Source organism: Citrobacter sp. A316 (genome assembly GCF_002042945.1).
Taxonomy (GTDB): domain Bacteria; phylum Pseudomonadota; class Gammaproteobacteria; order Enterobacterales; family Enterobacteriaceae; genus Citrobacter; species Citrobacter portucalensis.
The window spans coordinates 54,930-67,249 of record NZ_MVFZ01000007.1; the positions used below are offsets into that span (position 1 = coordinate 54,930).

The following is a 12,320-nucleotide window of genomic DNA, read 5'->3' on the forward strand; positions in this document are numbered from 1 at the left end:
GGCGTTCGCGCCGACATCCAGCAATAACGATATCGGCAACACACTCACTCGGTGTAATAAGTCATCGGCAGTCTTTTGCCATCAATAGTGATATCCCGCCAGATTCTGGGGGCTGAGCCCAGTTGCTGATTCGCCACCGCCTGCAGCAATTTATCCTTATTGAATCCTTCAGGTAGCCTGGCAACAGCTAACAAATCCCATTTGTTTTTCTGCATGCCGAAGACCAGACTCTCCCCATCGCCAAAGGCATATAATACCTGCTCAGGATGACCATCCGCATTGAGGTCCTGACTCACCAGTACGCACGCATTCTGCTCAACGCAAGAGGTGATGCGATATCCCTGTGTTTTGACAAACGTCCAGAACGCATAGTCTGGCTTCTGGCTCCCCGGAGCAATCACAACCTTCGATACTAACTGTGTTGCGGTTAGCTCTTTAACCGGATCCCGGCTCCCTTGCAGCAGAGAACTCAAGTCGCGTCTGCGCTTACTGTCTTGATTAAACGCCACATCTTTTTGTAATGCTTCCAACGCTGCGCGCCCCGGTTTTCCGCTGTGATCCAACATATACAGGCTGACCTGATCCGGTTTAATTTTCCCGCTGTGATACAGCCCCATATGGCTGTTAACGCTGATACGCCAGGTATCAATAACCGGCGACGACAGCAGAACCAACAGCCCCAGCGTCAGCAACGAAACGCCAAGAATGACTGGCCCCTGAAGCTCAAGCGGATTGCGCCCGCGGCGCAAAATGCTGGCCAGATAGCCAAACGACCATACCAGCAGTACCACGACCACCAGCACGCCATACAAACGCTCAGGCGTCCAACCGTACTGCTGTATTCGCACCCACAGTGACCAACCGGCAATCAGCATATAGATGGGCGCGACAATCAGAGAGCATTTGATCAGGTAGCGTAACGCGCCAGGATAGGGTAACGCCTCTTTTTGCGGTTCACGCACGATAGCCATCAACAGCAACAGGAGCAGCGTCAGCGTTGACATCAACCCGGCCGCAGACACGCGTTGCGAAATAGCCTCCAGCCCGGTGAAGGGTAAGGTCAGTATGAACATCAGCGCCAACAGCGCGACCAGAGGTAACAGACCGGTGGCAATAAACGTCAGTAATTTTTGTACCGCCGTGACCAGACGCGACTGCGTACGAGCCAGTACCACTGCCAGTGCGGTAATCAGGCCAAAGGCCACATAGCCAAACCAGTCGGTATCAAAAAAGAGCGTGCTGAAGAAGGGAATACCGACCAGCTTAAACATCTCGCTCCATAGAAGGAGCACCAGCCAGAACAAACCGTTGGCGAGAAAGACAATCAGCAACGTCAGCGTATTAAGCCACAATTGCCGATAAAAATGCGGGTAACGCGCCTGCTCACGAGAGACATGAAGGGAGTACTGAATCCAGGGCAAAGCAAGCATCGCCATCAGCAGTAAGCGCCAACCATAGAACATAAAAACATCATGTTGCCGCCACTTATCACTGTCCTCGACTTGCCACTTTAGCCAGACGCTCATCGCCAGCACCACAACAAAGATCAGCGCCATCCAGAACCACAGTGCGCGTTGTTTGAAAGAAACAACAGTAAGCAAAAGTGCCGAGGTGATCGCAATCGTCGCAGGCATGCCATAGAACAGCCAGCCATCGTTATGGGGCACCAGATATGTCATCAGCAAATAGCATAATGTCCCCTGCAACAGGCCGATGAATATCATGCCCCAACGCGTCGTACGTGAAATTTCAGCACTATCCATGTCAGTATCCAGAATGAAGGGAAAAGCTAATTATCGCATCAACTTCACAATTTTGAGCATTAGTAGAGCGATTTCAGACCACGACGACGGGAAGTGAATCGATATTGTTCATGTATAACCAACGTTCATTTCTTGCATGAATGCGATTACACTCACAAGATTCCCGCCAAAAACACTCTCTATTAACGTTTTAAGAACATTTTCCACAACAAAAAAGGGTTTCCTGCCATAATATCTGCCTCTTTGTGACAGGAGTCGCAGCGCATTCGGTCGCCCGTGATTTTCCCGGATGCGTAAATCTATGAGCCTTGTCGCGGTTAACAATCCCTAAAAAACCTTACTATTCCAGGTAATACATATTGGCTAAGGAGCAGTGAAATGCGTGTGAACAACAGTTTAACCCCGCAAGATCTCAAGGCTTATGGTATCAATGACGTTCAGGATATCGTTTACAATCCAGACTACGACACGCTTTTCCAGGAAGAACTTGATCCAAACCTGGAAGGTTATGAACGTGGCGTGTTAACGAATCTGGGCGCCGTTGCCGTTGATACCGGTATCTTTACCGGACGTTCGCCAAAGGATAAGTACATTGTCCGTGACGACACCACGCGCGACACACTCTGGTGGTCCGACAAAGGTAAAGGTAAGAACGACAACAAACCGCTCTCCCAGGAAACCTGGCAGCATCTGAAAGGATTAGTCACCCAGCAACTTTCCGGCAAGCGCCTGTTTATCATTGATGCTTTCTGCGGCGCTAACGCCGATACCCGTCTTTCCGTGCGCTTCATTACCGAAGTTGCCTGGCAGGCGCATTTTGTCAAAAACATGTTCATCCGCCCAAGCGACGAAGAGCTGGTTGATTTCAAACCTGATTTCATCGTGATGAACGGCGCTAAATGCACCAACCCGCAGTGGAAAGAGCAGGGTCTGAACTCCGAAAACTTTGTGGCTTTCAACCTGACTGAACGTATCCAGTTGATTGGTGGCACCTGGTACGGCGGCGAAATGAAAAAAGGTATGTTCTCCGTGATGAACTACCTGCTGCCGCTGAAAGGCATTGCCTCCATGCACTGCTCGGCAAACGTCGGGGAAAAAGGCGATGTGGCAGTCTTCTTTGGCCTGTCCGGCACCGGTAAAACCACGCTGTCCACCGACCCGAAACGTCGCCTGATTGGCGATGACGAACACGGCTGGGATGACGACGGCGTGTTTAACTTCGAAGGCGGTTGCTACGCGAAGACCATCAAACTGTCTAAAGATGCCGAGCCGGAAATCTACAACGCGATCCGTCGTGACGCGCTGCTGGAAAACGTCACCGTGCGCGAAGATGGTTCCATCGATTTCGATGATGGTTCAAAAACTGAGAACACCCGTGTTTCCTACCCGATTTATCACATCGATAATATCGTGAAGCCAGTGTCCAAAGCGGGTCACGCCACCAAAGTGATCTTCCTGACTGCTGACGCATTTGGCGTACTGCCGCCGGTTTCTCGCCTGACGGCAGACCAAACGCAGTACCACTTCCTGTCTGGCTTCACCGCCAAACTGGCCGGTACCGAACGCGGCGTCACCGAACCGACCCCGACCTTCTCTGCCTGCTTCGGCGCAGCGTTCCTGTCTCTGCACCCTACGCAGTACGCAGAAGTGCTGGTGAAACGTATGCAGGCGGCAGGTGCGCAGGCGTATCTGGTTAACACTGGCTGGAACGGTACCGGCAAGCGTATCTCTATCAAAGATACCCGTGCGATTATCGACGCCATCCTGAACGGTTCGCTGGATGACGCGGAAACGTTCCGTCTGCCGATGTTTGACCTGGCTATCCCGACCGAGCTGCCGGGCGTGGACACTCGCATTCTCGATCCGCGTAATACCTACGCGTCTCCGGAGCAGTGGCAGGAAAAAGCCAACGCACTGGCGAAACTGTTTATCGAGAACTTCGAGAAATACACCGACACCCCTGCGGGTGAAGCGCTGGTTAGCGCCGGACCGAAGCTGTAACGAAAAGTGCCGGATGGCGGTTTCGCCTTATCCGGCCTACAGCAACAAAAAGGGAGGCATTTCGCCTCCCTTTGTTATGCGTCTTTCGTATTGCCCGGCGCGCGTGTGAAGGGAACCGGAAGCCATGCACGAATCGACAGCCCACCACGTTCACTGGTACCAATCTCCAGCATCCCGTTATGGTTATCAATAATACGCTGCACAATCGCCAGACCCAGGCCCGTGCCGCTGGTACTGCGCGCGCTGTCGCCACGGACAAACGGCTGGAACAAGTGCTTGCGCTGCTCCGGCTTGATGCCAGGACCATCATCTTCTACCTGAAACCAGGCACGATGTTGCTCCATTCCGCTACTGACCTTAATCCAGCCGTTGCCGTAGCGGGCGGCGTTAACCACCATATTGGCAACCGCACGCTTGATCGACAGCGGGTGCATCTTCACCTGAATGCTGCCCGGCAGCAGTGCAGTTTCGATTTCACGTTCATAGCCGCTTTCTGCCGCAACCACTTCACCCAGCACCGAGTTCAGATCCGCCATCTCCATTGGCATCTCCTGACCGGTACGCAGGTAATCGATAAACTGCTCGATGATGGCGTTACACTCTTCGATATCCTTATTGATGGACTCCGCAAGATAACCATCCTCTTCGCCCATCATTTCCGTCGCCAGACGAATACGCGTCAACGGGGTACGTAAATCGTGGCTCACACCCGCCATTAACAGCGTACGGTCATCGGCCAGCTGCTTCACACCTGCGGCCATATGGTTAAAGGCTCGGGTTACGGAGCGCACCTCTGAGGCGCCATACTCACGCAACGGCGGCGGAATGATACCTTTCCCCACCTGCAACGCCGCATGTTCAAGATCCACCAATGGTCGGTTCTGGATACGGATAAACAGCCACGCCCCACCGATAGCCAGCAGCATAATCGCCAGCGTATAGCGGAACAGCGGTGAGAAATCGCCCTGATGAATTTCCGTAAGCGGCACGCGTACCCAGATATTGGGCGACAGCCAGGTTTTCAGCCACACGACCGGCGAGCTTTTGTTGACCTCAACGCGGACTTCCGTTGGGCCACCCAACTGCTGCGCCATCTGATGGCTTAAGAATTCATAGTGTTGCGCCCAACGCAGTCCGGCTTCTTCAGCGGCCTCGTTGGAATAGAGGGAAATACCCAGCTCACGATAAATTTCCCGGCGGAATGCGGGCGGCACCACCAGTTGCGTACCGTCCTCCAGTTGCAGTTTATCGGTCATCAGCATACGAACTTCGTACGCCAGGACCTTATTAAACTGCTGGAGGCTCGGCAGAATCGCGAAGTTCAGCACAACCAGGTAAGTCGTCACCAGGCTGGCAAACAGCAAGGTGACGATGAGCAATAACGTGCGGGCAAACGAACTTCGTGGCGAGAAGCGCATTCGCCTCATGCTTTAGAACCGTCCGGAACAAAGACGTAGCCCAGACCCCATACGGTCTGAATGTAGCGTGGATGCGCCGGATCTTCTTCCACCATACGACGCAGACGGGAAATCTGAACGTCGATAGAACGTTCCATCGCAGAATACTCACGACCACGGGCGAGGTTCATCAGCTTGTCGCGGGACAGCGGCTCGCGCGGGTGGCTTACCAGCGCTTTCAGTACCGCAAATTCCCCGCTGGTGAGCGGCATCGGCTCATCTTCGCGGAACATTTCACGCGTACCGAGGTTCAGTTTGAACTTACCAAAAGCGATAACCGCTTCTTCCTGAGAAGGTGCGCCCGGCAGTTCATTCGCCTGACGACGCAGGACAGCACGAATACGTGCCAGCAGCTCACGCGGGTTAAACGGTTTCGGGATGTAATCGTCGGCGCCGATTTCCAGCCCTACGATACGGTCAACTTCTTCACCCTTCGCTGTGACCATAATGATCGGCATTGGGTTGCTCTGGCTGCGCAGGCGACGGCAAATAGACAGGCCATCTTCTCCCGGCAGCATTAAATCCAGTACCATCAGGTGGAAGGACTCACGGGTCAGCAGACGATCCATCTGCTCAGCGTTTGCGACGCTTCGAACCTGGAAGCCCTGCTCGGTCAGATAACGCTCCAGAAGCGCACGCAAGCGCATGTCGTCATCGACCACCAGAATCTTATAGTTCTCTTGCATTGTTATTACTCCCAAAGGTTCGCAACAATTTAAGTGTATATTCTTAAGAAAGCTAACGTGACTCACCAGCGAATTCTGGTATGAATTCCAGGCTAAATTGTTACAAAGCATATTAAACAGCAGCTTAAGTATACAATGTTTCTCGCAATACATTATTTATTCTGTTGATATGCTCACGTAATACTAATTGTGCGCATCATCACAGAGTCGAAGGTAAAACAATAAGATGAAAACGCCCCTGATAACCCGTGAAGGGTATGAAAAACTTAAACAAGAGCTGAATTATCTCTGGCGTGAAGAGCGCCCGGAAGTCACCAAAAAAGTTACCTGGGCCGCAAGTCTGGGTGACCGCAGCGAAAATGCCGACTACCAGTATAATAAAAAGCGCCTGCGTGAGATCGACCGTCGCGTCCGTTATTTGACCAAGTGCATGGAGAATCTGAAAATCGTCGACTACTCCCCGCAGCAGGAAGGCAAAGTATTCTTTGGCGCGTGGGTCGAGATTGAAAATGACGATGGCGACATCCGCAAATTCCGTATTGTTGGCTACGATGAGATCTTCGGTCGTAAAGATTACATCTCAATCGACTCGCCGATGGCGCGGGCGCTGCTGAAAAAAGAGGTCGGCGATCTCGCGGTAGTAAACACCCCAGGAGGCGAAGCCAGCTGGTACGTGAACGAGATTGAATACGTGAAGTGAGACCGGAACAATCCGAAGCCCCGGCAGATGGCTGGCATTTTTGCCAGTCAATCCGTATAACTATCCCCTGATTTTTTATCCTATAGACGAAGCTATCCATGATGAATGATTCTTTCTGCCGCATTATCGCAGGTGAAATTCAGGCTCGTGCTGAACAGGTAGAAGCTGCCGTTCGCCTGCTTGACGAAGGGAACACCGTGCCGTTTATCGCACGATATCGTAAGGAAATCACCGGCGGTCTGGACGATACGCAACTGCGTAATCTGGAAACCCGTCTGGGATATCTGCGTGAACTGGAAGACCGCCGTCAGGCAATCCTGAAATCTATCGGCGAGCAAGGCAAACTGACCGACGATCTGGCGAAAGCGATCAACGGCACATTAAGTAAGACCGAACTCGAAGATCTCTATCTGCCGTACAAACCTAAGCGCCGCACCCGTGGGCAGATCGCCATTGAGGCCGGACTGGAGCCGCTGGCAGACCTGTTGTGGAACGAACCATCCCACGACCCGGAAACGGAAGCCGCAAAATATCTCAACGCCGAAAACGGCGTGGCGGATACCAAAGCCGCCCTCGACGGCGCACGCTACATTCTGATGGAGCGATTCGCAGAAGACGCCGCGCTGCTGGCGAAAGTGCGTGATTATCTGTGGAAAAACGCCCACCTGGTCGCCACCGTGGTAAGCGGTAAAGAAGAGGAAGGCGCTAAGTTCCGCGACTACTTCGATCACCACGAGCCGATTTCTACAGTACCATCCCACCGTGCGCTGGCCATGTTCCGTGGTCGTAACGAAGGCGTGTTGCAACTTTCACTGAATGCCGATCCGCAATTCGATGAGCCACCAAAAGAGAGCCACGGCGAGCAGATTATCCAGGATCACCTGGGACTGCGCCTGAACAACGCCCCCGCCGACAGCTGGCGTAAAGGCGTGGTTAGCTGGACCTGGCGCATCAAAGTGCTGATGCACCTTGAAACCGAGCTGATGGGTACCGTGCGCGAACGTGCGGAAGACGAAGCAATTAACGTCTTTGCTCGTAACCTGCATGACCTGCTGATGGCCGCTCCGGCCGGACTGCGCGCCACTATGGGCCTCGATCCGGGTCTGCGTACCGGTGTGAAAGTGGCTGTGGTTGACGGTACCGGTAAGCTGGTCGCGACCGATACCATTTATCCGCATACCGGTCAGGCTGCCAAAGCCGCCGTTGCCGTTGCGATGCTGTGTGAAAAACACAACGTTGAACTGGTGGCGATTGGTAACGGGACAGCGTCGCGCGAAACCGAGCGTTTCTTCCTCGACGTGCAGAAGCAGTTCCCGCAAGTGACCGCACAGAAAGTGATCGTTAGTGAAGCCGGAGCGTCGGTTTACTCCGCATCCGAACTGGCGGCGCTGGAGTTCCCGGACCTCGACGTATCTCTGCGTGGCGCGGTGTCTATCGCCCGTCGTCTGCAGGATCCGCTGGCTGAGCTGGTGAAAATCGATCCTAAATCTATCGGCGTGGGCCAGTATCAGCACGACGTAAGCCAGACTCAGTTGGCGCGTAAGCTGGATGCGGTGGTGGAAGACTGCGTGAACGCCGTCGGCGTTGATCTGAATACCGCCTCCGTACCGCTGCTGACCCGCGTTGCCGGCCTGACACGCATGATGGCGCAAAATATCGTTGCCTGGCGCGATGAGAACGGTCAATTCCAGAACCGTCAGCAACTGCTAAAAGTCAGCCGTCTGGGGCCTAAAGCCTTTGAACAGTGCGCGGGCTTCCTGCGTATCAACCACGGCGATAACCCGCTGGATGCCTCTACCGTTCACCCGGAAGCTTATCCGGTTGTGGAACGCATTCTGGCCGCTACCGAGCAATCATTGCGTGACCTGATGGGTAACAGCAGCGAACTACGTAATCTGAAAGCCGCTGATTTTACCGACGAACGCTTCGGGGTACCAACCGTCACCGACATCATCAAAGAGCTGGAAAAGCCGGGCCGCGATCCGCGTCCTGAATTTAAAACCGCGCAGTTTGCCGATGGTGTAGAAACCATGAACGATCTGCTGCCGGGAATGATTCTGGAAGGGGCAGTCACCAACGTCACCAACTTCGGCGCGTTTGTTGATATCGGCGTTCATCAGGATGGCCTGGTGCATATCTCTTCGCTGTCGAATAAGTTTGTCGAAGATCCACACACCGTGGTGAAAGCGGGCGACATTGTGAAGGTGAAAGTGCTGGAAGTGGACCTGCAACGTAAGCGTATCGCGCTGACCATGCGTCTGGACGAGCAGCCGGGTGAAACTAATGCGCGTCGCGGCGGCGGGAATAACGATCGTACTCAGGGCAATCGCCCGGCACCAAAAGCGGCGAAACCGCGTGGCCGTGAGGCACAGCCTGCGGGCAACAGCGCGATGATGGATGCGCTGGCGGCGGCAATGGGTAAAAAACGCTAAGTTTAAACCGTGTGCCGGATGGTGGTGTAAACGCCCTGTCCGGCCAGGCATACACAATTAATTTGTAGGCCGGATAAGACGCGTAAGCATCGCCATCCGGCATATTTAATCTATTTCCCGCTTTGCACCACAATATATTTATCACTTCATTAACAGATGAAACCTTAATTAAACATTAAGATCCCCAATAATTACTTCCACAAATCCTTCGTTCCCAACCAGAATAAATATTGAGGAATATCAAAATTGGCTCAAATTATTATCCAATTGTACATTCCGTCACATTTATTCTATTGATGATAGAAACCATTCTCATTATCATTGATTTGTTGATTATTTACTCTTTCCTTACGTTGGCTAATCATCTGGTCTCATGCCGCCCTGTCGCCCCATGAGGTAATCATCCAGTTAGCGAGATATAAGTAGGTCCCTATGCAATTCACTCCTGACAGTGCGTGGAAAATTACCGGTTTTGCTCGTGAAATCAGCCCGGCTTATCGTCAGAAACTGTTGTCACTTGGCATGCTACCCGGCTCCTCCTTCAACGTGGTACGCGTCGCCCCGCTCGGCGATCCTATCCATATCGAAACGCGTCGCGTAAGTCTGGTATTGCGTAAGAAGGATTTGGCGTTATTAGAAGTGGAAGCGGTTTCCTGTTAATACAGTGAGTCTATAAAAATGAAAAAACTAACCATTGGTTTAATTGGTAATCCTAATTCCGGCAAGACAACTTTATTCAACCAGCTCACCGGCGCGCGCCAGCGTGTAGGCAACTGGGCTGGCGTTACCGTTGAGCGTAAAGAAGGCCATTTCGCCACGACGGACCATCAGGTCACGCTGGTCGATTTACCCGGCACCTATTCTCTGACGACAATCTCATCCCAAACCTCTCTCGATGAGCAGATCGCCTGCCACTATATTTTAAGCGGCGACGCGGATCTGTTGATCAACGTGGTCGATGCTTCAAACCTTGAACGCAACCTCTACCTGACGTTGCAATTGCTTGAGCTGGGTATTCCCTGCATCGTAGCCCTGAACATGCTGGATATTGCTGAGAAACAGCAAATCCGTATCGATATCGACGCCCTCTCCGCTCGTCTTGGCTGCCCGGTAGTTCCGCTGGTCTCCACCCGCGCCCGCGGCATTGAAGCACTGAAGCTGGCGATCGATCGCTACAAAGAAAACGACACCGTCGAGCTGGTCCATTATGCCCAGCCGCTGCTGCAAGAAGCTGATTCCCTCGCCGACGCGATGGCCAAAGATATGCCGCTGAAACAGCGCCGCTGGCTGGGCCTGCAGATGCTGGAAGGCGATATTTACAGCCGCGCTTACGCCGGTGATGCAGCACAAAACCTGGATGCTGCTGTTGCTCGCCTGAGCGAGACAATGGACGACCCGGCGCTACATATTGCCGATGCCCGTTACCAGTGCATTGCCGCTATCTGCGATACCGTCAGTAATACCCTGACGGCAGAACCAAGCCGTTTCACCACCGCGGTAGATAAAATTATCCTCAACCGCTTCCTCGGTCTGCCGATTTTCCTGTTCGTGATGTACCTGATGTTCCTGCTCGCCATCAACATTGGCGGCGCGCTGCAGCCGTTGTTTGATGTTGGCTCTGTAGCGCTCTTTATCCATGGCATTCAGTGGATTGGCTATACGCTGCATTTCCCGGACTGGCTGACCATTTTCCTGGCCCAGGGCCTTGGCGGCGGGATTAACACCGTGCTGCCGCTGGTACCGCAAATCGGCATGATGTACCTGTTCCTCTCTTTCCTTGAAGACTCCGGCTACATGGCGCGCGCCGCGTTTGTGATGGACCGTCTAATGCAGGCGCTGGGACTGCCGGGCAAATCATTTGTCCCGCTGATCGTCGGCTTTGGCTGTAACGTACCGTCAGTGATGGGCGCACGTACACTGGACGCCCCGCGTGAGCGTCTGATGACCATCATGATGGCACCGTTTATGTCCTGTGGCGCACGTCTGGCGATTTTCGCCGTCTTTGCCGCCGCGTTCTTTGGTCAGAACGGCGCGCTGGCGGTCTTCTCACTGTACGTACTGGGTATCGTTATGGCGGTGTTGACCGGCCTGATGCTCAAACACACCATCATGCGTGGCGAAGCAACGCCGTTCGTGATGGAGCTGCCGGTATACCACGTACCGCACATTAAGAGTCTGATCATTCAAACCTGGCAACGTCTGAAAGGCTTCGTTCTGCGTGCAGGTAAAGTCATCATCATCGTCAGCATTTTCCTCAGCGCGTTTAACAGCTTCTCGCTGAGCGGAAAAATCGTCGACAACATCAACGACTCTGCTCTGGCTTCCGTTAGCCGCGTCATTACCCCAGTCTTCAAGCCAATTGGCGTGCACGAAGATAACTGGCAGGCAACCGTAGGTCTGTTCACCGGCGCGATGGCGAAAGAAGTGGTTGTCGGTACGCTGAACACGCTCTATACCGCAGAAAACATTCAGGAAGAAGAGTTCAACCCGGCAGATTTCCACCTCGGTGACGAGCTGCTCGGTGCGGTGGATGAAACCTGGCAAAGCCTGAAAGACACCTTCAGCCTGAGCGTGCTGGCTAACCCTATCGAAGCCAGCAAGGGCGACGGTGAAATGGCTACGGGTGCAATGGGCGTGATGGGCGAGAAATTTGGCAGCGCCGCCGCCGCGTACAGCTACCTGATTTTTGTCCTGCTGTATGTACCGTGCATTTCCGTGATGGGCGCTATCGCACGTGAATCCAGCCGTGGCTGGATGAGCTTCTCGATTCTGTGGGGCCTGAATATCGCCTACTCTCTGTCGACGCTGTTTTATCAGACGGTCAGCTACAAAGAGCACCCGACCTACAGCCTGGTGTGCATTTTAGCGGTCATCCTGTTTAACATAGTGTTGCTGGGGCTGCTGCGTCGGGCTCGTAGCCGCGTGGACCTCGCACTGCTGGCAACCAACAGAACGGCGAGTTCCTGCTGTTCCAGCACGACTGGCGATTGCCACTAAGGTTATCGACAATGGCATCACTTATTCAGGTTCGTGATTTATTGGCTTTGCGGGGGCGCATGGAGGCGACACAAATTAGCCACACGCTGCATACCCCGCAGCCCATGATTGACGCCATGCTGAATCAGTTAGAAAAGATGGGCAAAGCGGTGCGGATTCAGGAAGATGCCGACGGGTGTCTATCCGGAAGCTGCAAAAGTTGCCCGGAAGGTAAAGCCTGCCTGCGCGAGTGGTGGGCTTTACGCTAATCAGATGCTCTTTGCCGGATGGCGCTACGCTTATCC

General features: G+C 53.5%; 9 protein-coding genes. 6 read left to right on the forward strand and 3 right to left on the reverse strand.

Annotated elements, in window-relative coordinates; genetic code table 11:
- Nucleotides 1-44: 44 nt before the first annotated feature.
- Nucleotides 45-1,763 carry a DUF4153 domain-containing protein gene (locus tag BZK41_RS10450; protein WP_079938111.1) on the reverse strand — a complete coding sequence of 573 codons (1,719 nt, stop codon included), beginning with the start codon at nt 1,761-1,763 and terminating at the stop codon, nt 45-47.
- 378 nt (nt 1,764-2,141) lie between these two features.
- Between BZK41_RS10450 and pckA the strand changes: the two genes are divergently transcribed.
- Complete coding sequence (gene pckA / locus BZK41_RS10455; protein WP_079938112.1) at nt 2,142-3,764, forward strand: phosphoenolpyruvate carboxykinase (ATP); 1,623 nt, start codon at nt 2,142-2,144, stop codon at nt 3,762-3,764.
- A gap of 74 nt (nt 3,765-3,838) precedes the next feature.
- Here the strand turns inward: pckA and envZ are convergent, their stop codons facing one another.
- Both envZ and ompR read right to left on the reverse strand, forming a co-directional pair.
- Nucleotides 3,839-5,191 (reverse strand): two-component system sensor histidine kinase EnvZ, encoded by a 1,353-nt coding sequence (gene envZ, locus BZK41_RS10460; protein ID WP_003827658.1) that lies wholly within the window; start codon nt 5,189-5,191, stop codon nt 3,839-3,841.
- Nucleotides 5,188-5,907, reverse strand: a complete 720-nt coding sequence (ompR, locus tag BZK41_RS10465) for a two-component system response regulator OmpR (protein WP_001157751.1) — start codon at nt 5,905-5,907, stop codon at nt 5,188-5,190. Before ompR ends, envZ begins: the two co-directional genes overlap by 4 nt.
- Before the next feature lie 226 nt (nt 5,908-6,133).
- On the opposite strand from ompR, the gene greB reads away from it, so the two are divergent.
- The 5 genes from greB to feoC all read left to right on the forward strand — a co-directional run bounded on the left by greB (nt 6,134) and on the right by feoC (nt 12,284).
- Nucleotides 6,134-6,607, forward strand: a complete 474-nt coding sequence (gene greB / locus BZK41_RS10470) for a transcription elongation factor GreB (protein ID WP_003023524.1) — start codon at nt 6,134-6,136, stop codon at nt 6,605-6,607.
- 98 nt (nt 6,608-6,705) lie between these two features.
- Nucleotides 6,706-9,039, forward strand: coding sequence for a Tex family protein (locus BZK41_RS10475; protein ID WP_079938113.1), 2,334 nt, complete (start codon nt 6,706-6,708; stop codon nt 9,037-9,039).
- 432 nt (nt 9,040-9,471) lie between these two features.
- Nucleotides 9,472-9,699: a ferrous iron transporter A gene (feoA, locus tag BZK41_RS10480; protein ID WP_003023519.1), complete on the forward strand. Its 228-nt coding sequence runs from the start codon at nt 9,472-9,474 to the stop codon at nt 9,697-9,699.
- An 18-nt stretch (nt 9,700-9,717) separates the two neighbouring features.
- On the forward strand, nt 9,718-12,036 hold the full coding sequence (feoB, locus tag BZK41_RS10485) for a Fe(2+) transporter permease subunit FeoB (protein WP_003827652.1): 2,319 nt from the start codon (nt 9,718-9,720) through the stop codon (nt 12,034-12,036).
- Between the two features lie 11 nt (nt 12,037-12,047).
- Nucleotides 12,048-12,284 (forward strand): [Fe-S]-dependent transcriptional repressor FeoC, encoded by a 237-nt coding sequence (gene feoC, locus BZK41_RS10490; protein WP_003023516.1) that lies wholly within the window; start codon nt 12,048-12,050, stop codon nt 12,282-12,284.
- The last annotated feature ends 36 nt before the right edge of the window (nt 12,285-12,320 follow it).